The sequence below is a fragment of the Acidovorax sp. GW821-FHT11A03 genome (assembly GCF_058809075.1).
In genome coordinates, this window is the sequence record NZ_JBXASG010000002.1 from 609286 (window position 1) to 630417 (window position 21132).

Annotated in this window: 16 protein-coding genes; 1 reads left to right on the top strand and 15 read right to left on the bottom strand. The window is 67.6% G+C overall.

The genetic code is table 11. The features are described from left to right. Positions 1 to 205 precede the first annotated feature (205 nt). The 15 genes from AC1RVY_RS06550 to AC1RVY_RS06620 all read right to left on the bottom strand — a co-directional run bounded on the left by AC1RVY_RS06550 (position 206) and on the right by AC1RVY_RS06620 (position 20152). The gene (locus AC1RVY_RS06550; protein WP_492805859.1) at positions 206 to 763 is read right to left on the bottom strand and encodes a hemerythrin domain-containing protein; all 558 of its coding nucleotides are present in this window, start codon (positions 761 to 763) and stop codon (positions 206 to 208) included. Between the two features lie 7 nt (positions 764 to 770). After that, the gene (locus tag AC1RVY_RS06555; protein WP_218297301.1) at positions 771 to 1184 is read right to left on the bottom strand and encodes a ribonucleotide reductase subunit alpha; all 414 of its coding nucleotides are present in this window, start codon (positions 1182 to 1184) and stop codon (positions 771 to 773) included. A gap of 51 nt (positions 1185 to 1235) precedes the next feature. After that, entirely contained in the window at positions 1236 to 1931 is a 696-nt protein-coding gene (locus AC1RVY_RS06560) for a nitroreductase family protein (protein WP_492805861.1), read from the bottom strand. A gap of 22 nt (positions 1932 to 1953) precedes the next feature. Then, a complete protein-coding gene (locus AC1RVY_RS06565) occupies positions 1954 to 3285 on the bottom strand; it encodes an NnrS family protein (RefSeq protein WP_492254475.1) in 1332 nt (443 codons plus the stop codon). Beyond that, entirely contained in the window at positions 3282 to 5714 is a 2433-nt protein-coding gene (locus AC1RVY_RS06570; RefSeq protein ID WP_218297304.1) for an adenosylcobalamin-dependent ribonucleoside-diphosphate reductase, read from the bottom strand. The genes AC1RVY_RS06565 and AC1RVY_RS06570 overlap by 4 nt, the downstream gene beginning before the upstream one ends. 96 nt (positions 5715 to 5810) lie before the next feature. Beyond that, entirely contained in the window at positions 5811 to 6491 is a 681-nt protein-coding gene (locus AC1RVY_RS06575; RefSeq protein ID WP_218297305.1) for a carbonic anhydrase, read from the bottom strand. A 30-nt stretch (positions 6492 to 6521) separates the two neighbouring features. Then, entirely contained in the window at positions 6522 to 7328 is an 807-nt protein-coding gene (locus AC1RVY_RS06580) for a peptidylprolyl isomerase (protein WP_492805971.1), read from the bottom strand. A gap of 157 nt (positions 7329 to 7485) precedes the next feature. After that, positions 7486 to 8220, bottom strand: a complete 735-nt coding sequence (gene narI, locus AC1RVY_RS06585) for a respiratory nitrate reductase subunit gamma (protein ID WP_218297307.1) — start codon at positions 8218 to 8220, stop codon at positions 7486 to 7488. Then, a complete protein-coding gene (narJ, locus tag AC1RVY_RS06590; protein WP_218297308.1) occupies positions 8217 to 8918 on the bottom strand; it encodes a nitrate reductase molybdenum cofactor assembly chaperone in 702 nt (233 codons plus the stop codon). The genes narI and narJ overlap by 4 nt, the downstream gene beginning before the upstream one ends. A gap of 21 nt (positions 8919 to 8939) precedes the next feature. After that, a complete protein-coding gene (narH, locus tag AC1RVY_RS06595) occupies positions 8940 to 10463 on the bottom strand; it encodes a nitrate reductase subunit beta (protein ID WP_492805864.1) in 1524 nt (507 codons plus the stop codon). Positions 10464 to 10480: 17 nt separating this feature from the next. Next, positions 10481 to 14284, bottom strand: a complete 3804-nt coding sequence (locus AC1RVY_RS06600; RefSeq protein ID WP_492805865.1) for a nitrate reductase subunit alpha — start codon at positions 14282 to 14284, stop codon at positions 10481 to 10483. Positions 14285 to 14318: 34 nt separating this feature from the next. Continuing rightward, positions 14319 to 15737, bottom strand: coding sequence for an MFS transporter (locus tag AC1RVY_RS06605; protein WP_218297311.1), 1419 nt, complete (start codon positions 15735 to 15737; stop codon positions 14319 to 14321). Between the two features lie 19 nt (positions 15738 to 15756). Then, the gene (locus tag AC1RVY_RS06610) at positions 15757 to 17049 is read right to left on the bottom strand and encodes an MFS transporter (RefSeq protein ID WP_218297312.1); all 1293 of its coding nucleotides are present in this window, start codon (positions 17047 to 17049) and stop codon (positions 15757 to 15759) included. 341 nt (positions 17050 to 17390) lie between these two features. Beyond that, entirely contained in the window at positions 17391 to 18092 is a 702-nt protein-coding gene (locus AC1RVY_RS06615) for a response regulator (protein WP_218297400.1), read from the bottom strand. Between the two features lie 59 nt (positions 18093 to 18151). Continuing rightward, positions 18152 to 20152 carry a type IV pili methyl-accepting chemotaxis transducer N-terminal domain-containing protein gene (locus AC1RVY_RS06620; protein ID WP_255591675.1) on the bottom strand — a complete coding sequence of 667 codons (2001 nt, stop codon included), beginning with the start codon at positions 20150 to 20152 and terminating at the stop codon, positions 18152 to 18154. A gap of 72 nt (positions 20153 to 20224) precedes the next feature. On the opposite strand from AC1RVY_RS06620, the gene AC1RVY_RS06625 reads away from it, so the two are divergent. Further along, a complete protein-coding gene (locus AC1RVY_RS06625) occupies positions 20225 to 21121 on the top strand; it encodes a ChaN family lipoprotein (RefSeq protein ID WP_492805868.1) in 897 nt (298 codons plus the stop codon). Positions 21122 to 21132 lie beyond the last annotated feature (11 nt).

A 21132-nucleotide genomic window follows, 5' to 3' on the forward strand; every position in this document is an offset into this window, starting at 1 on the left:
GAGAGAGTGACATCCCGTGATGGTAAACACCTGCACGGCTCCAGTCCCGGTCCGCCCTCCACCCGGGTGCCATCGGCCTCTGGACCTGAGAGGCTCCGGGGACAAGGCTCCGCGCGCTCCGTCTAGTCAACCGCTCCGGAACACGGGTACTGCGGCACCCGGCTCAATCACGGCACACGGGGGCGCTGCAGAGGGCACCACCGTGTCAGGCAGCACCGCGGCGGCGCGCCATCTCCCGTCCCATCCCGTCCAGCGCAGCGGGCTCCAGCAGGTGCAGCGCCGCCGGGTAGGCTTCCTGCTCCTCGCGGCGGATATGGCCTGCATAGCGGTCCGCAAATCGATCAAGGAGCGCCTCCTCCGATTCCGCGAATCCCTGGATGGCTCCTTGTTCCAGCGCCTGCAGCGCAACCCGTGCTGCAGCCCAGTCCGCCACCATGCGGACATGGTCGTCCTGCAGGCTGCGCACCAGCGCCTGGACCCCGGGCTCGGCCTGGGCGAGCAGCAGCGGGAAGACGTGGAGTTCCTCGTCTTCATGGTGCAGCGGTGCGGCGATGTCGAAATACCGCAGCACGTCGCGCGCCGCCTGGCGGGCTCTCTCGTCGGCACCCTGCAGGCGCACATGGGCGCGCAGGCGGCCCAGCAAGGCCAGCGAACGCTGCACGCGCTCATGGCAGGCCTCCAGCATGGCGAAGGGTTGCTCGAACCCGACGGCCGGCGCGCTGAAACCGGGGATATGGCGGGCGGATGGGGCAGGCGAGGCCATCTGCGCCTCAACCGAACCGGACGGGCTGTCCCTGCCGGTCGAAGGGTATATACGCCCCATGGGCCCCGCCCTTGATCGCATCGACCATGCGTTGCAGGGGCGCCTGGGCATCCGCACTGGTGGGTGCCTTGTCCAGCGTGCCCGACAGGGCTGCTGCGAACACCATGGCCCAGTCATGGCCCGGGGCGCTGAACTGGCTGGCCTCTTCCACCAGCGCACTGAACGAAGGCAGCTCCTGCGGCGCCTTGTCCACGCACATCAGTGGCACCAGGGCTCCGCCCTGCCCCGCTTCGAAGCGGGCACGCTGGGCCGGGCTGGCGTCGTCCGGCAGCTCCACCGCGGCAAACACGAACAGGAGGCGCTGGGGCTCGGGCTGCAGGCGCGCAGCCTGCAGCAGGTCGTCAAAACTGGAAATGTCCATGAAGGTTTCTATGAAATGAAATGAAAGGAATCGCCGGGGGCGCGCCCCGCTTCAGAAGCCGGGCAGCACCACGCCCTGCTGCGCGTCGAGCGTGCTCACATAGCTGTCCGCCGCGGGCCGGGCACGCGCGGCCTTGCGCGACTGCACGGTCCCGATGCTGACAAAACACAGCGCCTGCTCCCAGGCAGCCAGCTGGAACAGCCCCCGCAGCCCGCCCGACGTGAGGGCCTTGCCGCTCGTGAGCGCCGACCCATACCCCTGCGCGGTGGCCATGAGCAGCATGTTCTGCACCGCGCATCCCGCGGAAACCAGGCGCTCAGACAGGTCGATGCCGGGGTCGCCGCATTGCCCGTTCACCACCACCAGCATCAGCACCGGTGCCCGGTAGGCCTTCTCGCGCGCCTGCTCGGCCTGCGCCAGCGTGGCTGCGGGATCGCGCTCGCGCAGGGCCTGGGCAAACACATCGGCCAGCGCCGGGCGCGCTGCCTCGGGCACCAGCACGAAGCGCCACGGCACCAGCTGGCCGTGGTCCGGTGCGTGGGACGCGGCGTTGAGGATCTGCGCCAGTTCCAGGGCACTCGGCCCCGGGGCGGCCAGCCGCTTGGGCAGGATGGTCTGGCGCGACTGGATCAGCGCCGCGGCCATGGCGGCGACATCCTCCGGCGCGGCGGCCGCGCGTGCAGCGCCATGCGCCGCAGGGGGCGCGGGCCGGGGCGTGTGGTTCAAAGGCCAGGGAATGACAGCCATGGAATATCCTTGAAAAGGTGCTTCAGCCCGGACGGCCATCGGCCCGCACCCGGCCATACCACCGGCCCAGCCGGAGGCCCCACATGCCCATGGTGACGGCCCACAGGCACGCTGCCAGCGGCAGCAGCCAGGCCCACGCGATACCGAAAACACCCGGCACCGCCGACGCGATGCGCAGCACCGTGGCCGCCTGCAGCAGCCAGAACAGCGACCACGCGATGCGGTCGGCGACCAGCGCCCGGCCACTGTGCCCGCACGACACCCGCGTCACCATGGCCAGCATCAGCGACGCCAGGCAGCCCATGGTCAGCGCGTGCAGCGCGCCCAGGCCCAGCGTTCCCAGGCCAAAGCCCCAGGCCAGCCACTGCGACAGGCCTCCGAGCACGAAAGCCAGCCCCAGCCACAGAAATCCGATGTGCAGCATCGCCAGCAGCCGGTTTCTGAGGCTTTGCACCAGCCCCCATACGCAGGCCAGCCAGACCAGCACGCCCCCCACCACCAGCTGCAGCGTGCCGTGCACCAGCGTCCAGGCGGGCCCCGCCCGGGTGGCGGGCAGCCCGGCCCACTCCAGCCAGGCGGCGAGCACCTGCAGCAGCGCGGCGGCGAGCATGAGCCACAGCACCCAGAAGGGCCGCCACGCCTGCACCATGGGCATGGCGCTGGAGGTGAAGAAGGGGATCATGCGGTGCGCCACCGTGACGTAGACCACGACGACAAACCCCCACAGGCCGGTGAACACCCAGGCGCGGGCGAGCGCATGTGTTCCCACGGCAAGGCTCAGCCACAGGCCCGCGAGGCTGAGGCAGCCCAGCGCGCAGGCGCCCGCGACGACACGCGCATGCAATTGGTCCTGCGCCTGGCTCTGGCGCACACGGCCCCAGAACAGCGCCGACATCCACACCAGGCCAACGGCCGCCAGCGCCAGCCCCGCGAGGGCCGCGCCAATCCGCCAATGCGCGCCCGCCAGCCACAGCAGCCAGCCCGCGGCCTGCGCCACCAGGGGTGCGCGCAACGCCTGCGCCGGCAGGGGCGCCACCCCGAGCCATTTGGGGCCGGCCGTGAACAGGAAACCCGCAAAGAACAGCGGGATGAAGCCGAATGCCATCACGACCGAATGCACGAGCGTGGGGGACAGCGCATAGTAAAGGCCCCACCAGCCGGTGGACCTGGCCACCTGCACCAGCGCCCACCATCCCCCCGACGCCACCAGCACCACCATGGCCAGGAAGAAACCCAGCCGGTGCGGTGCCAGCATGAGGTAGCGCCAGCGCCACCGCGTGTCCAGCGCGGCCAGCACCTCAGGCGATGGTTTTCCCGCCGCGGGGCGCACGGGAATGACCGGCCGGGAGGTCACCCACAGGTCCCCAGGTGTCCACACTGCGTGCAGTAGTCGCAACCGTCCTTGCGGATCACGGCGTGGGCGCCGCATTCGCTGCACTTCTTGCCCGCCATGGCCTGCGGCACGGCCACCGGCGGCGGCGCGGGTTCGTCCAGGGGCAGCTGCTGCTGCACGGGGTCGGCCACGCGGCGCGCCAGGATGTTCTGGATGGCATAGGCCATGGCCGCCACTTCGGAGTCGTGCCACATGGGCACCAGGGTGCCATCGTCCTTGCGGTGCTGCCCCAGGCGCACCGGGCCCCGGTCCCAGGCCACCTTGCGCATGTCGGACAGCGCCCGCTCCAGGAAGCCGCCGCGCGCCGCCAGCGACAGCATGCGCATGCTGGAGGTGATCCACTGCTGCGATTCACCGCTCTGGCCCACGGGCATGAAGAACTCGATGGCGCGGTCCACCGTACCGTTGCCAACCCCCGTGGGCACGGGCAGGAACGACACGATGAGGTACAGCGTCTTGTGGCCTTCCTGCGTCCAGTATTCGAGCTTTTCGGCCACGGCCGAAAGGCCGCCTTGGGGGCGGCTTTCGATCACGGTACGCATGGGGTCCACCGCAGGTGCGGGGGGTGCTACAGATGCTGGTTCAGGCGCGGCATGGGTTTCCAGCACCGATCCCAGGATGGCATTGGGCCGGTAGGTGGCCAGGCCCTTGAGCCTGGCGCGCCAGGCCTGCAGGTACAGGTCCTTGAAACCTTCGTAGGGATAGTCGGCCGGGATGTTCACCGTCTTCGAAATAGCCGTGTCCACAAAGGGCTGCACGGCCTCCATCATCGCAATGTGGCCTTCAGCCGGCATGGCCAGCGCCGAGACGAAGTAGTCCGGCAACGCCTCCACATCGCCGCCCAGCTCGCGGTACAGCCGCCAGGCGTGGTCCTCGACAGCGTACTCCGAGGTGCTGCCGTCGGACTCGCGCTTCTTGCGCTTGTACATCCACGAGAAAGGAGGCTCGATGCCGTTGGAGGCGTTGTCGGCAAAGGCCAGGCTCACGGTGCCCGTGGGGGCGATGGACAGCAGGTGGCTGTTGCGGATGCCGTGCTGGCGGATGGCGGCCTTGAGCGAATCGGGCAGGCGGCTGGCGAACGTGCCCTCCGACAGGTAGGGCTCGGCCTGGAACTTGGGGAACACCCCTTTCTCGCGCGCCAGGTCTACCGAGGCGGCATAGGCGGCATCGCGCATGCACTCGGCGATGCGCGCGGCCATGGTGCGGCCCTCGGGCAGGTCATAGCGCAGGCACAGCATGGCCAGCGTGTTGCCCATGCCGGTGAAGCCCACGCCGATGCGCCGCTTGTCCATGGCCTCGTCGCGCTGCTGCGGAAGCGGCCAGTAGGTCACATCGAGCACGTTGTCCAGCGCGCGCACCTGCAGCGCCACGGCCTTCGTGAACGCATCGAAATCAAACGCGGCCACGCCCCCGAAACCGAAGGGATGGCGCACAAAGCGGGTCAGGATGATGGGGCCGAGGTCGCAGCACCCGTACGACGGCAGCGGCTGCTCGCCACAGGGGTTGGTGGCCGCGATGTCTTCGCAATAGTGCAGGTTGTTGTCTTCGTTGATGCGGCCCAGGAACAGGATGCCGGGCTCGGCGAAGTCATAGGCCGACTTCATGATCGTGTCCCACAGCTCGCGCGCGGGCACCGTGGCGTAGACCCACTGGCCATCGGCGCGCTGGCGGGCTCCCTGGGCCAGCAGGGCAGTGCCGGGGCGTGCCTTGTGCACCAGCTCCCACGGCGCGCTGTTCTGCACGGCATGGATGAACTCGTCGGACACCCCCACCGACACATTGAAGTTGTTCCAGCGCCCCGGCGTGCGCTTGGCCGTGATGAATTCGTGCACATCCGGGTGGTCGATGCGCAGCACACCCATCTGCGCGCCCCGGCGCGCGCCCGCGCTCTCCACGGTGGAGCACGACTGGTCGAACACGTTCATGTAGCTGCACGGCCCCGAGGCCATGGACGCGGTGCCCTTGACCTGCGCGCCCTTGGGCCGGATGCGCGAGAAGTCGTAGCCCACGCCGCCGCCCCGGCGCATGGTTTCCGCTGCCTCGCGCAGCGCCTCGTAGATGCCCGGGAAACCCTCGTCGTCCACACCCTGGATGCAATCGCCCACGGGCTGCACGAAGCAGTTGATGAGCGTCGCCTGGATGTCGGTGCCCGCCGCGCTCATGATGCGGCCCGCCCCGATGGCGCCCGCCTTCAGGTTGGCCAGGAACAGGGTTTCGTACTTTTCGCGGAGTTCTGGTTTTTCGACCGAGGCCAGGGCCCGCGCCACGCGCTGGTACAGCTCGTCGGCGGTGGTTTCCCCGGGTTTGAGGTATTTCTCGCGCAGCACATCCAGGCTGATGGGCTGCAGGGACGAGGTGGGCTTGAGGGGGGGCTGGGGTTCGCGTTTCATGGGGGCCGATGATTTGGGTTTCACGCCAGTGAGGTCTTGCGTTCCATCAAGAGGGACTCATTCCTCGCGGATCTGCCACGAGCATGCCCGACAAGGTCAAAGCTCGTCCAGAAGAACCTGCCCATCATGCTCCACGTACGGATGGTAAGGACCGGTTCCGCTGTTGTCCGCCCGCGAGGCCGGCACAAAACCGCCCGTCTTGACATCAAACACATGGACTTCTCCTTCCTCGATCACATAGTGCCAGCCGTGCAGGCTGATCTGCCCTGACTGCACGCGGCTGCGCACCATGGGGTACTCCATGAGGCGTTCGAGCTGCAGCACCACCGCGCGCTGCTCGGTGCGGCGCAGCACCTCGGGGCCAGCCTGCATCGGCAGCAGGGCCTCGCGCCCCAGGTCCAGCCAGCGGTTCAGGTTGGGCGCTTCGGGCGAAACCTCACCATACATCGCCTTGATAGCCCCACAGTGACTGTGGCCGCACACCACGATGCGGCGCACCTGCAGGTTGAGCACCGCGAACTCGATGGCCGCCGTGGTGCCATGGTGACCGTGAGATCCGTCATACGGCGGGATGAACGCACCCACGTTGCGCACCAGGAAAAGCTCCCCCGGGCCCGCGCCCGTGAGCAGATAGGGCACCAGGCGCGAGTCGGAGCAGCCGATGAACAGGGTGGTCGGGTGCTGCCCTTCGTCCACCAGCGCCTGGAACTGCTCGCGGTACTGGGGAAAGGCGTCGTTGTGGAAGCGGCGCAGGCGATCAAGCAGCTCGTCGGGCATGGGCAGGCAATCGGGTGGCGTGCGGTGCAACTACTGTACAAGCGGCGAGTCGGCCGCGTCCAGCGACACGCCTTCCACCACGGCCGCGCCCGCCAGCACCTGCAGGTACTGGCGCAGGGCGTTCACCCAGGCCTGCTGGCGCAGCGCGAGGGCGATGGCCCGGCGCACTTCCTCGAACGACGGCTGCTGCCCCGGGTCGCGGGCCACCACCTCCACCACATGCAGGCCAAACCGGCTGTGCACCAGGCGTGCCAGCACGCCGATCTCGGCGCTGCCAAACACCTCGCGGGCGAACTCGGGGGCGCAGTCGGCGCGGGTCAGCCAGCCCAGGTCGCCGCCTTGCTGGCCGCTGGGGCAGTTGGACCACTGCGCAGCCGCCTCGGCAAACTTCGCGCCACCATCGTCCGCGCAGCGCAGGTCGATCAACATGGCCTCGGCACGCAGCCGCAGCTGCTTCACGTCCACGCCCGGCGTCACGGCGAACAGCACGTGGCGCAGCTGGGCCCGCTCGCCATGGGCGTGTGCCGCAGGGTGGGCGTCGTGGTAGCGGCGGCAGGCTTCTTCCGACGGGTCGGGGATGGGCAGCTCGCGCTCCAGCAGCTGCTCGATGGCATTCGAGGCCTCGGTGCTGATGGCGCCTTCGACACCCGGCACGTCGTCCTGCGCCAGCAGGCCGCCTTGCTGGGCCGCCTGTCGCAGCAGCTCGGTGCAGGCACGCTGGCGCAGGGCCTCCTCATCCAGCCACTCGGCCGTTGAATTCAATGCCACGCCGTTGATGCGCGCCACCGGGGCCTGCCCCATGGGCTGAGGGGTTGCCATGGCGGGCGAGTCTGCCATGGCAGTCGCTCCTACCGTGGCGGAGAGCGCCTCGTAGGCGGCCGTCTGCTCCGGGGAGAGCATGCTTTGGGGGGCGCTCTGGCTGGTTGCGCTGGTGCCGCAACCGCAGCTACCGGTTCCACATCCGCTCATGGTGTGCTCCTTTTGTGATGCGAAATCAAGCGCCACGGCGGTCTTGCGACTGCATGTGGCCGGGTGGCAGATTCAGGCGGCGCGCACGCACTACCTGATAGGGGCGCAGCACATAGGCCAGCGTGCCAAAGCCGCTCCACACATGCACCAGGCGGGTGAAGGGGAAGATCAGGAAGATGCTCATGCCCAGGAACATGTGCGTCTTGAAGATCCATCCCGCACCGGCCAGCAGGTCGACCGCGCCACTGCGGAAGGTGACGATGCGTTGGCCCCACTCAGCCAGGCGCATCATCATGGAGCCGTCCAGATGTTGTGCCGACAGTGGAATGGTGGCCAGACCCAGCGCCAGTTGCACCCACAGCAGCACCAGGATCAGGATGTCGCTGGTCTTGGAGGTGGCGCGGATACGCGCATCCGACAGGCGGCGGTGCAGCAGGAGGGACAGGCCCACGAAGCCCATCAGGCCTGCAATGCCCCCCGACACCATGGCCATGAGCTGCTTGGCGCCTGCGCCGATGAAGTGCTCATACAAGAAGTGCGGCGTGAGCATGCCCACGGTATGGCCAAAGAACAGGAACAACACACCCACATGGAACAGGTTGCTGCCCCAGCGCAGGCTGCCGGTGCGCAGCAGCTGGGAGGAATCGCTTTTCCAGGTGTACTGGTCGCGGTCGAACCGCGCCCAGCTGCCGATGAAAAAGACAGCGAGGCAAATATAGGGATAGATGCCAAACAACAGGGTGTCAAGCCAGGCGGTCATACGGAGACTCCTTCTGGTGCCCGCTCGGCGCGGGGGGTACGAACAAAATGCAGAGGCTGCGGCTGGTCGGGCTTGGACTGGCCCTGGGTGCTGCAACCGCCAAACGCTTCGGGCTCGGCCCAGGCCTCGTCCATGGACGGCTCGGGCGTGAGCGCCACCGACTGCACGCGCTGGCCCGACACTTCGAGCACCGCAGCAATCACGCTGGCATAGGGGCTGTTGCGCGCCACCAGCGCGCTGAACAGCGCGTTCAGGATGTGGGCCATTTCGCCCAGGAACTCCCTGGCCACTTCCACCGGCTGGGTGGAGGCGAACTCCAGCACCACGGGCAGGTGGTCGGGCAGCTCTTCGGCTTCGAACTTCAGGCCCGCCTTGTCGTAGGTCTGCAGCAGGTCGATGAGCGCCGGACCCCGGTCGCGCGAGTCGCCGTGCACATGCTCGAACAGGTGCAGCGAGGTCTGGCGGCCCCGGTCGAAGTTGTCCACGTAGCGGGCTTCGGCTTCCAGCGGGTCGATTGCCGCAAGGTGCTGGCACACGGCTTCGAGCTCGGCCATGCGCTCGGGGGTCAGGGCCTGCTCCACCTGCAGCGCGTCGATGAGCTGCGGCATCACGCTGCGCAGTTGCGCATCGGGGTAGCTCAGCAGGTAGCCCAGGGCGCGCAGGGTCAGGCGCACGGAGGTCGGGTTCTTTTTGAACATGGTGATTCCTTTGCCTGTGCTTCAGACCGTGGCTTTGATCGGGATCGTGCGGGGCTTCTTTCCGCCGAACATGCTGGTCTCGGTGGCGCCATCGGAACAGCCATTGCCAAACGAGAAGCCGCAACCACCGCGGATGTCGAACGCGTTTTCGGCATATTCGCGGTGGGCCGATGGGATGACAAAGCGGTCCTCGTAGTTGGCAATCGCCATCACGTGGTACATCTCCTCGACCTCGGCCATCGACAGGCCCGCCTGCTTGAGAACACCAAGGTTCTGGCGCTGCTCCACATGCTTGTCGCGCTGGTAGGTGCGCATGGCCAGCATGCGCTCCAGCGCCCGCACCACGGGGCCTGTGTCGCCTGCAGTCAGCAGGTTCGCCAGGTACTGCACGGGGATGCGCAACTGCGACACATCCGGGATGTCGCCATTCACACCGACATGGCCCGCGTTGGCTGCGGCCGTGATAGGCGAGAGCGGAGGCACATACCAGACCATGGGCAGCGTGCGGTACTCGGGGTGCAGCGGCAGGGCCACCTTCCATTGCACGGCCATCTTGTAGACCGGGCTGTTGCGGGCGGCGTCCATCCAGCTGTCCGGAATGCCGTCGATGCGCGCCTGGCGGATCACATCGGGGTCGTTCGGGTCCAGGAAGATGTCGAGCTGCGCCTGGTACAGGTCGCGGTCGCGCTCCACGCTGGCGGCTTCCTGGATGCGGTCTGCGTCGTACAGCAACACGCCGAGATACCGGATGCGGCCCACGCAGGTTTCCGAGCACACGGTGGGCTGGCCCGCCTCGATGCGCGGGTAGCAGAAGATGCACTTCTCGGCCTTGCCCGATTGCCAGTTGTAGTAGATCTTCTTGTAGGGGCAGCCCGAGACGCACATGCGCCAGCCGCGGCACTTGTCCTGGTCAATCAGCACGATGCCGTCTTCCTCGCGCTTGTAGATCGAGCCCGAGGGGCACGATGCCACGCACGCCGGGTTCAGGCAGTGCTCGCACAGGCGCGGCAGGTACATCATGAAGGTGTTCTCGAACTGACCGTAGATGTCCTTTTGCACATCGTCGAAGTTCTTGTCCTTGCTGCGCTTGCTGAACTCGCCGCCCAGGATTTCTTCCCAGTTCGGGCCCCACTCGATCTTCTCCATGCGCTTGCCAGTGATCAGGCTGCGCGGGCGGGCCGTGGGTGCGGCCTTCGTTTCAGGCGCGGACTGCAGGTGGTCGTAGTCGAACGTGAAAGGTTCGTAGTAGTCGTCGATCTGCGGCAGGTTGGGGTTGGCGAAGATGCGCATGAGCAGCTTCCACTTGCCGCCCTGGCGGGGGGCGATGGAGCCGTCCGGGCTGCGTACCCAGCCGCCGTTCCACTTGTCCTGGTTTTCCCATTCCTTGGGGTAGCCGATGCCGGGCTTGGTCTCGACGTTGTTGAACCAGGCGTACTCCACCCCGGGGCGGCTGGTCCAGACGTTCTTGCAGGTGACGGAGCAGGTGTGGCAACCGATGCACTTGTCCAGGTTCAGCACCATGCCGATTTGTGCGCGAATTTTCATCGTGTTTCTCCTTGACTTCAGGCGTGGGCTGCGGTGCTGGACACAGGCTCGTCGTCGAGCCAGTCCACGCGGTCCATCTTGCGCACCAGCACGAACTCGTCGCGGTTTGTACCAATGGTTCCGTAGTAGTTGAAGCCGTAGCTCAACTGCGCATAGCCGCCAATCATGTGGGTGGGCTTGAGCACAATGCGCGTGACCGAGTTGTGGATGCCGCCGCGCGTTCCGGTGATCTCGGAGCCGGGCGTGTTGATGATCTTCTCTTGCGAGTGGTACATCATCACCATGCCGGGGTTCACACGCTGGCTCACCACCGCACGGGCTGCAATCGCGCCGTTGGCGTTGAAGAGTTCGACCCAGTCGTTGTCCACGATGCCTGCGACCTTCGCGTCGTCCTCGCTCAGCCACACCACCGAGCCACCCCTGTTGAGCGTGAGCATCATCAGGTTGTCGCTGTACGTGCTGTGGATGCCCCACTTCTGGTGCGGCGTGATGAAATTCAGCGCGATCTCGCGGTTGCCGTTGGGCTTCTTGCCTTCCACTTCTTCCAGCGTCTTGAGATGCACGGGTGGGCGGTAGCTCACAAAGCCTTCGCCAAAGTCACGCATCCACGGGTGGTCCTGATAGAACTGCTGGCGGCCCGTGAGGGTGCGCCATGGGATGTACTCGTGCACGTTGGTGTAGCCGGCGTTGTAGCTGACCTTTTCGCTCTCCAGCCCCGACCAGGTGGGCGAGCTGATGATCTTGCGCGGTTGCGCCTGGATGTCGCGGAAGCGGATCTTTTCGTCCTCGCGGTGCAGCGCCAGGTGCACGTGGTCGCGCCCGGTTTGCTTGCCCAGGGCCTCCCAGGCCTTGCAGGCCACGTGGCCGTTGGTTTCGGGCGCCAGCATCATCACCACTTCGGTGGCGTCGATGTCGGTCACGATGCGGGGCATGCCTTGCGTCACGCCCTCTTCCTTCACACGGCCGTTCAGGTCGCCCAATTGGCCGACTTCGGTCTGCGTGTTCCAGCCGATGCCCTTGCCGCCGTTGCCTGCCTTGTCCATCAAGGGGCCCAGGGCGGTGAAGCGCTTGTAGAGGTTAGGGTAGTCGCGCTCGACCACCGTGACCTGCGGCGCGGTCTTGCCGGGGATGAGTTCGCACTCGCCGTTCTTCCAGTCGCGCACGCCATAGGGCTGCGCCATTTCACCGGGGGTGTCGTGCATGATGGGCGTGAGCACCACGTCCTTTTCGACGCCGAGGTGGCCCACGCTGACCTCGCTCACGGCCTTGGCGAAACCTTTGTAGATCTCCCAGTCGCTCTTGGCCTGCCATGCAGGGTCCACTGCGGTGGACAGCGGGTGGATGAAGGGGTGCATGTCGCTGGTGTTGAGGTCGTTCTTCTCATACCAGGTGGCCGTGGGCAGCACGATGTCGGAGTACAGGCAGGTGGTGCTCATACGGAAATCGAGCGTGACCAGCAGGTCCAGCTTGCCCTCGGGCGCGTTGGCGTGCCACTGCACTTCCTCGGGCTTGGCTTCGTCCTTGCCCAAGTCTTTGCCCTGCACGCCGTGGGTAGTGCCCAGCAGGTGCTTGAGGAAGTATTCGTGCCCCTTGCCCGACGAGCCCAGGATGTTGGAGCGCCACACGAACATGTTGCGCGGCCAGTTGGCAGGGTGGTCCGGGTCTTCGCAGCTCATCGTGAGGCTGCCGTCCTTGAGCGATTGCACCACGTAGTCCTTGGCATCCATGCCCTTGGCAGCGGCATCTTTGGCCACCTGCATCGGGTTGGTCTTGAGCTGGGGAGCCGATGGCAGCCAGCCCATGCGCTCGGCACGCACGTTGTAGTCGATCTGCGCGCCGTGGTAGGACTTCTTTTCGGCCAGGGGCGAGAGGATTTCCTCCATGCCCAGCTTCTCGTAACGCCACTGGTCGGTGTGGGCGTAGAAGAAGCTCGTGCTGTTCATCTGGCGCGGTGGACGGATCCAGTCCAGTGCAAAGGCCAGCGCCGTCCAGCCCGTCTGGGGCCGCAGCTTTTCCTGGCCCACATAGTGCGCCCAGCCGCCGCCGCTTTGGCCGATACAGCCGCACAGCATCAGCATGTTGATGATGCCGCGGTAGTTCATGTCACTGTGGTACCAGTGGTTCATGGCCGCGCCGATGATCACCATGGACTTGCCATGGGTCTTGTGCGCGTTGTCGGCGAACTGGCGGGCTACGGTGATGATCTGCTCGCGCGGCACACCGGTGATGGCCTCTTGCCATGCGGGGGTGTAGGGGCGGTCGGCATCGTAGCTGCCACCAGGTTCTTCACCCGGCAGGCCACGGTCGATGCCGTAGTTGCCTGCCAGCAGGTCGAACACAGTGGCCACCATCACGCGGCCCTGGGCTTCGTGCCCGGCCAGCTCCAGGTGCGACACCGGCACGCGGCGCACCATCACGTCGCCACCTTGTTCGTTGGCGGTGAAATTGGGCGTTGCCACACCGCCAAAGTACGGGAAGGCGACGTCGGCCACGTCATGGGCCTGCGCGCCGTCCTCGATCACCGACAGCTTGAGCTTGACGGTGTTGCCGGTGCGTGCTTCTTTGTTCTCCAGGTTCCACAGACCCTGGTCGGGGCGGCCGTCGGCCCCCCAGCGAAAGCCGATGGAACCATTGGGCAGCGTGACCTGGCCCAGCTCGTCGTAGCCCACCGTCTTCCAGTCGGGGTTGTTGGACTGGTCGAGCTGGCCGGGGAAGTCGCTGGCGCGCACATAGCGGTCGGGCACCATCACCGTGCGGCCATCGGGCAGCGTCTTTTCCTTGAGCACCACCAAGAGCGGCAGGTCGGTGTAGCGGCGGGCGTAGTCGTCGAAGTACGCGCTGCGGCCCTTGCCGCCGTCCTTGAAGTAGAACTCGTTCAGGATCACATGGCCCATGGCCATGGCCACCGCGGCGTCGGTGCCCTGCTTGGGGTGCATCCAGAGGTCGCCGAGCTTGGCGACTTCGGAATAGTCGGGCGTGATGGATACGACCTTGGTGCCCTTGTAGCGCACCTCGGTCAAGAAGTGCGCATCGGGTGTGCGCGTCTGGGGCACGTTGGAGCCCCAGGCAATGATGTAGGAGCTGTTGTACCAGTCGGCCGACTCGGGCACGTCGGTCTGCTCACCCCAAACTTGCGGGCTGCTCGGGGGCAGGTCGCAGTACCAGTCGTAAAAGCTCATGCACACGCCGCCAATCAGGCTGAGATAGCGGCTGCCCGCGGCGTACGAAATCATCGACATCGCCGGGATGGGCGAGAAGCCGATGATGCGGTCCGGTCCGTGCTTCTTGATGGTGTACACGTTGGCCGCAGCGATCATCTGGTTCACTTCTTCCCAGGTGCTGCGCACGAAGCCGCCCAAGCCCCGTTGCTTTTGCCATTCGCGTTTGGAGGCATCGTTCTCGACAATGCTGGCCCAGGCGTCCACCGGGCTCTTGGCGAGGGCAATGGCGGCGCGCCAGTGCTTGAGCAGGCGGCCACGCACCATGGGGTACTTCACGCGGTTGGCGCTGTACAGGTACCAGCTGTAGCTGGCGCCGCGTGCGCAGCCACGGGGTTCGTGGTTGGGCAGATCGGGGCGGGTGCGGGGGTAGTCGGTCTGCTGGGTTTCCCAGGTCACGATGCCGCCCTTGACGTAGATCTTCCAGCTGCAGCTGCCCGTGCAGTTCACGCCGTGCGTGCTGCGCACAATCTTGTCGTGCGCCCAGCGGTCGCGGTAGGCGTCTTCCCAGGTGCGGTCTTCACCGTTGGTTTCGCCGTGGCCTTGGGCAAAGGTCTCGCGGGGCTGCGAGAAGTACGAAAGGCGATCGAGGAAATGGCTCATCGGGGGCTCCTTGTTCTGTCTTGTTCAGGTGTGCTCAGCAAGGCATGGCGGCGTTCTTGCGCGCGTAGTGCCACCAGGTGATGACGATGCAGACGATGTAGAACGCGAAGAACGTCCACAGCGCGGCATGGGGGCTGCCGGTCAGGGCAATCGAGCTGCCATAGCTCTTGGGAATGAAGAACCCGCCGTAGGCGGCCATGGCGGCGGTGAAGCCCAGCGTGGCCGCGCCCAGGGTGTTGCCTTCCTTGTTGGCATGCGCGATGGCGGCCGGGTCGTTGCGGTCCACGCCGCGCATGGCTTCGGTCAGGAAGATCACGGGGATCATGCGGAAGGTCGAGCCGTTGCCGATCCCGGTGGTGAGGAACAGCACCAGGAAACACACGAAGAAACCCGCGAACTGGCCTTCGTTGCCGCCGGGGCCGCCGGAGGGCAGGAAGAACGTAACGCCCACCACCGCGATGGCCATGACGATGAAGTTCCACAGCGTGACGCGCGCACCGCCGAGCTTGTCGGCCAGCCAGCCGCCAAAGGGGCGGATCACGGCGCCCACCAGCGGGCCCAGCCAGGCGTAGGCCAGGGGGTTCACGCCGGGGAACTGGCTCTTGATGAGCAGCGGAAAGCCCGCCGCATAGCCGATGAACGAGCCGAAGGTGCCGAGGTACAGCACGCACATCAGCCAGTTGTGCTTGCGCCTGAAGATCGCGGCCTGCGCGGCGAACGAGGCGCGCGCGTCGGCGATGTCGTTCATGCCGAACCAGGCGGCCAGCGCCGTCAGCGCGATCCATGGCACCCAGATGAAGGCGGCGTTCTGCGTCCACACCTGCACGGTCTGGCCGTTCTTCACGATGGTCTGGCCTTCGCCGCCAAAGATGCCGAAGATGCCGGCCGTGACCACGAGCGGGCTCAGGAACTGCACCACCGACACGCCCAGGTTACCGAGGCCCGCGTTCACCCCCAGCGCCGAGCCCTTGCGCTCCTTCGGAAAGAAGAAGCTGATGTTCGCCATGCTGGAGCTGAAGTTGCCGCCGCCCAGGCCGCACAGCAGCGCCAGGATGAGCATGGTGGGGTAGGCCGTGGTGTTGTCCTGCACGGCAAAGCCGATGCCGATGGCGGGGATCAGCAACGAGGCGGTGGAGATCGCCGTCCAGCGGCGTCCACCCACGAGCGGCACCATGAATGAATAGAAGATGCGCAGCGTGGCACCCGAGAGCGCGGGCGCCGCCGCCAGCCAGAACAGCTGGTTGGTCGAATACTTGAATCCGAGGCCCGGCAGGCTCACGGCGACCACGCTCCAGACCTGCCAGATGGCGAAGGCCAGGAACAGCGCGGGCACCGAGATCCACAGGTTGAGCTTGGCGACGGCCTCGCCTTCGCGCTCCCAGAACGACTTGTCCTCCGGAGCCCAGAGGGTGAGCAGGCGCCCCTGGCGCCCGCTGGTGGTGGTGGCAGACATGGTGAGGTTCCTTGAAAAATCAGCGGGCGCCAGCCGGTGCGGCGGCGTTCGGCGAGCCCATGAGACGGGTGTTGCGCACTTCGGTGAAGTACATCCAGATCAGCGAGACCCACACCACGCCGTACATCAGCATGAAAGCGCTGGAGCGGATGCCGGTGATGTCCATCAGCGCGCCGAACAGGATGGGCAGGATGAAGCCGCCCAGGCCGCCGGCCAGGCCCACGATGCCGCTGATGGCGCCGATGTTGTGGGGGTAGTCGTCGCTGATGTACTTGAAGACACTGGCCTTGCCGAAGGCCCAGGCAATGCCCAGCAGGAACATCAGGCCGGTGAACAGGTAGACGTTCAGGCCGATGTGGAAGGTCTTCGGGCCGTTGACGGTGGCGATGGTGAAGTCGGTCTGCGGGTAGCTCAGCAGGAACAGGCAGATCCAGCTCACCCACATCACCCACCAGGTCACGCTGTGGGCGCCGTACTTGTCAGACAGCATGCCGCCGATGGCGCGCAGCACGCCGCCGGGCAGCGAGAAGCAGGCGGCCAGCAACGCCGCCACGCGGATGTCCAGGCCGAACTCGCCCACGTAGTACTGCACCATCCACAGCGACAGCGCCACGTAGCCGCCGAACACGATGCTGTAGTACTGGCAGTACTTGAGTACCTTGGGGTCCTTGAGCGCCTTGAGCTGGTCGGTGAACTTGACGTTGCTTCCCACCAGGTGGGCCGGGTCGCTGTAGCTGAACAGCCAGAACAGCACCAGCGTGCCCAGCATGATGGCCGCGTACACCTGCGGCACCATGGTCCAGCCAAAGGCCACCAGCAGCACCGGGGCCACGAACTTGTTCACCGCCGCGCCCGAGTTGCCCGCGCCGTACACGCCCATGGCCGTGCCCTGGCGGTGCTTGGGGAACCAGCGCGCCACGTAGGGCGTGCCCACCGAGAACGAGCCCCCCGCCAGCCCCACGAACAGGCCGATGGTGAGGAAGTGCCAGTACTCCGTGGCGTAGCCCATCATCCAGATGGCGGGCACGGTGGTCGCCATCACGGCGGCCATCACGATGCGGCCGCCGAAGCGGTCGGTCCAGATGCCCAGCGGCACGCGCACCAGCGAGCCCGTGAGCACGGGCATGGACATGAGCAGCCCGAACTGCGTGGAGTTCAGGTTGAGCATCTTCTTGATGGGGATGCCGATGACGCCGAACATCATCCAGACCATGAAGCAGACGGTGAATGCGAAGGTGCTGACGATCAGCACCGACCAGGCCTGGCGGGTGCGCTGTGGGCTTTCGCCCGGGGGCAGGGTGGTGTGTGCCATTGCGCGGTTCCTCTTCCTTCTTCTCTTTGGGGTATGGCTGTATGGTCCGTTTTCAGGGCCGCCCTGAACATCCTTCGCAAGCACACCCGCGCCACGGCAGAAGGACTAGGCCGGAGGGCGCCGCGAGGCCCGCGCATCGTCCGAAGGAACTATGGACACCGGGGCCGTCTGGGTGCAGCAAAGTCCCCGGCGCGCGCGCACGGGCCGCCAATGCCGGGTCCACCGGGGTTGGATATCGAAAGAAAACAGGCTTTCGCGCTGGATGGACAAGCGCCAGAAGCTACCAATTCAGTAGCAAATCACCACATGCGGCCACCGGGGATGGCGGCCGTGGGCACCCTCTACTCCGTGCGCTGGCGGTCCGAGGCGTAGACCGCCGCCTGCACGCGCGAGGTGAGGCCCAGCTTGCGCAGGATGTGCTGCACGTGGATCTTCACCGTGGTCTCGGCGATGTCCAGGGTGCGCGCGATTTCCTTGTTGCTCGCGCCGCGCGCGATCTCGCGCAGCACGTCCTCCTCGCGCGGCGAGAGCGGCGCCACACCGCCCGCGGGATCGGCCTGCAGCGGCGCGGGCGCGGACGCCAGGGCGTGAGCTGGCGGCGCCTCGGGCGCGCCTTGCGACTGGAACGCCGCCACCAGCTTGCCCATGAGCTCGGGGCTCACCACCGGCTCGCCGCGTGCCGCGCGGCGGATGGCCTGGGCGAGCAGGTCGCCGTCGATGGTCTTGAGCAGGTAGCCCTGCGCGCCATTGCGCAGCGCGGCGGCCAGGTCCTGCGAATCCTCGCTCACGGTGAGCATGAGCACGCGCGATGCGGGCGCCACCTCGCGCAGCCCCCGGATGGCGTCCACGCCCATCACGCCGGGCAGGTGGTTGTCCAGCAGGATCACCTGGGGCCGCAGCTGGGGCGCCAGGCGCAGCGCCTCGGCGGCGTCGCCCGCCTCGCCCAGCACCAGGAGGCCCGCGTCCTGCCCCAGCAGGGCGATCAGCCCCCGGCGGAACAGCGTGTGGTCGTCCACCACGAGCAGGGTCACCGGCGGCTGCATCGGGGCGTCCGGGTGCGCAGGGACAGCTGCCGGCAAAGGGGCGGTGGTGGTGGTGTTGTTCATGGTGCGTGCGCCGCCACCGGGCTGGTGGCGGCGGCAGAGGGGGTGTCCGCGCCAGGCGGCGTGCCGCGCGAGGCGCGGGCCACGGATGGCGGGGTGGCGGGCGGGTGCGCCGGCGGCGCAGGCATGGGGGCGGCGGCCGTCACCGTGGGCAGCTCGATGCACACGCGCGTGCCCTGGCCCGGCGCGGATTCGACCTGCAGGGCCGCCCCCACGCGCTGGGCCCGCTCGCGCATGATGCCCAGGCCCACGTGCAGCGAATCGGGCGGCACGCTGGCCACGTCGAAGCCCTTGCCGTTGTCCTGCACCTCGAAGCGCCAGCGCGGGTGCCGGTGCACCAGCAGTTCCACGCGCGTGGCGCCCGAATGCTTGCGCACGTTCGACAGCGCTTCCTGCACCATGTGCAGCACCTGGATCTGCAGGTCCGGCGGCAGCGGCAGCCCATGGCCCACCATGCTGAGCACGGTGGCCATGCCGGTCTGGTGCTCGAACTTGGACAGCGTGGCGCGCAGGGCGGACTCGATGTCCTCCTCGCTGGTGCGCGTGCGAAAGTGCACCAGCAGCTCGCGCACGTCGGCATAACACTCGCGCACGCCCACGTCCAGCTCGCCGATGCTGCGGTCGCGCTTGGCCTCGTCGCCGCGCGCCACCGCGTCGCGCAGCAGCTGGGTCTGGATCTTGAGGAAGGCCAGCGACTGCGCGATGGAGTCGTGCAGCTCGCGCGCCAGCAGGCTGCGCTCCTCGGCCACCGCCGCCTCGCGCTCGAGCGCCGTCGCGCGCAGGCCCTCCATGGCGCTGGCCAGGTGGCGCGTCATGGCTTCGAGCAGGTCGCGCAGCTCGTCGGTCAGCTCGACCTGGGAGCGGAAGAACAGGTCCACCTCGCCCAGCAGGCGCTGCTGCATCTGCACGGGGATGGTCACCATGGTTTCAAAGCCCGCTTCGCGGCAGTGGGGCAGCGCGACGTGGGTGGACGGCGTGATGGGAATGACCCGCGTGCGCGCCTGGGCCTGGGGCTGGCCGCACAGGCAGCTGCCCGTGTGCAGGCAGTGCTCACCGTCGGCCATGGAGCGCGGCAGGCCGTCACCGGCCAGCAGCACATAGCGTTCGTTGGCCTCGTTGGACCAGCGCACGGCCGCCGCGTCGGCCCCGGCCACGCGGCGGATCTGCTGCACGAAGCCCTGGGCCAGCAGCTCCAGGCTGCCCGCGGTGGACGCCAGCGCGCTCACCTCGTACAGCGCGGCCAGGCGCTGGTTCTTCACGGCGATGCTGGCGGTCTTGTCGCGCACCTTGTGCTCCAGCTCGTCGTGCGAGGCCTGCAGCGCGTGCGCCATGAGGTTGAAACCCGCCGAGAGCTGGCCGAACTCGTCATCGGTATCGACCGGCAGGCGCGTGCCCAGCTCGCCCTGGCGCAGCCGGGCCTGGGCCTGCTGCAGGCGCGCCACGGGGTTGATGACGAGCAGGTAGCTCACGGCCATGAAGGTCACGGCCGCCACGATGGCCAGCGCCATCATGAACAGCTGGAACAGGTGCAGCGCGGCCGTCCAGCCCGCGATCTGCAGCTCGATCGCGTCGACGAAGCCGTCCACCTGCTGCACGAACGCGTCGGCCTGCGCCAGCGTGCGCGCGCGGTCGGGTGGCTGCGTGGCCACCCAGCCGCTGCGCGCCTGCGCCCACTGCGCGCGGATCGCGTCGAAGCGCGTGCGCGTCTCGGCGCTCCAGGGCACGAACAGCGGCCGCGAAGGATCGCCCGTGCGCAGCAGCTCCAGGCTCGCATCGAACAGGCGGGCGCGCTCCTGCACCGCCTCGGGCGGTTCGGTCTGCAGCACCAGCACCATGCGCAGCATGTTCATGCGCAGCCGGCCCGCCTCATTGACGGCGGCCGCGCCGCCCTCCAGCTTCCAGGTCACCCACAGCGTGAGGCTGATGGAGGCTAGGGCCACGAGCAGAAAGCCTCCACCCATCGCCAGGAGCTTGGTGGTCAGGGTGGGCTTGGAGCGCATCGGCCCAGTGTAGGCAGGGGGTTCGCCCGAAGTCTTGACCTGCGTCAAGTCGCAGCCGCGTAGCATCGCCCCATGCACACACAGCACCCGAGCACCTTTGCACCGTCTTCGGCCCCGGCCCGTGGCCGCTGGCGGGCTTGTACGCTGGCCTGGGCCGCCGCCACGGCGGCGGCGCTGAGCGCCTGCGCCAGCCCTGAATCCAGCGCCCCGGTGTCGCCCGCCGCCTGGCCCGCGCGCCTTGAGGCCCTGCTGCCCGCCGACGTGCTGCTGCTGGGCGAAAAACACGATGCCCCCGAGCACCAGCGCCTGCAGCGCGAGGCCGTGCAGTGGCTGGCGGCGCGCGGACAGCTGGCGGCCCTGGTGCTGGAGATGGCCGAGCGCGGGAACGGCACCACCGGCCTGCCCCGTGACGCCACCCCGGACCAGGTGCAGGCCGCCCTGCAATGGAAGGACGCCGCCTGGCCCTGGCAGGCCTATGGCCCCGTGGTGATGGCCGCCGTGGCCGCCGGCGTGCCGGTGCTGGGCGGCAACCTGCCGCGCGCGGATATGCGCGCGGCGATGGGCGAATCCACGTGGGACCGGCACCTGCCCGCCGCCGCGCTGCAGCGCCAGCACGAGGCGCTGCGCGAGGGCCACTGCGGCCTGCTGCCCGAGGCGCAGATCGCCCCCATGGCCCGCATCCAGATCGCGAGCGACGCCAGCATGGCCCGCACCGCGCGGGAGGCCCTGCGCCCCGGCCAGACCGTGCTGCTGGTGGCCGGTGGCGGCCATGTGCTGCGCAGCCTGGGCGTGCCCACGCACTGGCCCTCGGATCTCAGGTCAAAGGTGGCCCTGGCGCAAGCAGGAAAAGCGCAGGAAGCTATCAAAAACGAAGCAGATGCGGTGATCGAGACCCCCGCCCCGCCGCCCCGAGACCATTGCGCGGAACTGCGCCAGCAATGGGGCCAGGGCGCGCGCACGGGCGGCTGACGGCGGCGGGG

Coding starts and splice junctions, on each gene's coding strand:
- AC1RVY_RS06580 (WP_492805971.1), bottom strand. CDS start 7,328: ATGGCAGACTCGCCCGCCATGGCAACCCCTCAGCCCATGGGGCAGGCC.
- AC1RVY_RS06550 (WP_492805859.1), bottom strand. CDS start 763: ATGGCCTCGCCTGCCCCATCCGCCCGCCATATCCCCGGTTTCAGCGCG.
- AC1RVY_RS06610 (WP_218297312.1), bottom strand. CDS start 17,049: ATGGCACACACCACCCTGCCCCCGGGCGAAAGCCCACAGCGCACCCGC.
- AC1RVY_RS06575 (WP_218297305.1), bottom strand. CDS start 6,491: ATGCCCGACGAGCTGCTTGATCGCCTGCGCCGCTTCCACAACGACGCC.
- AC1RVY_RS06605 (WP_218297311.1), bottom strand. CDS start 15,737: ATGTCTGCCACCACCACCAGCGGGCGCCAGGGGCGCCTGCTCACCCTC.
- AC1RVY_RS06625 (WP_492805868.1), top strand. CDS start 20,225: ATGCACACACAGCACCCGAGCACCTTTGCACCGTCTTCGGCCCCGGCC.
- AC1RVY_RS06620 (WP_255591675.1), bottom strand. CDS start 20,152: ATGCGCTCCAAGCCCACCCTGACCACCAAGCTCCTGGCGATGGGTGGA.
- AC1RVY_RS06615 (WP_218297400.1), bottom strand. CDS start 18,092: ATGCAGCCGCCGGTGACCCTGCTCGTGGTGGACGACCACACGCTGTTC.
- narJ (WP_218297308.1), bottom strand. CDS start 8,918: ATGTTCAAAAAGAACCCGACCTCCGTGCGCCTGACCCTGCGCGCCCTG.
- AC1RVY_RS06560 (WP_492805861.1), bottom strand. CDS start 1,931: ATGGCTGTCATTCCCTGGCCTTTGAACCACACGCCCCGGCCCGCGCCC.
- AC1RVY_RS06570 (WP_218297304.1), bottom strand. CDS start 5,714: ATGAAACGCGAACCCCAGCCCCCCCTCAAGCCCACCTCGTCCCTGCAG.
- AC1RVY_RS06555 (WP_218297301.1), bottom strand. CDS start 1,184: ATGGACATTTCCAGTTTTGACGACCTGCTGCAGGCTGCGCGCCTGCAG.
- narI (WP_218297307.1), bottom strand. CDS start 8,220: ATGACCGCCTGGCTTGACACCCTGTTGTTTGGCATCTATCCCTATATT.
- narH (WP_492805864.1), bottom strand. CDS start 10,463: ATGAAAATTCGCGCACAAATCGGCATGGTGCTGAACCTGGACAAGTGC.
- AC1RVY_RS06600 (WP_492805865.1), bottom strand. CDS start 14,284: ATGAGCCATTTCCTCGATCGCCTTTCGTACTTCTCGCAGCCCCGCGAG.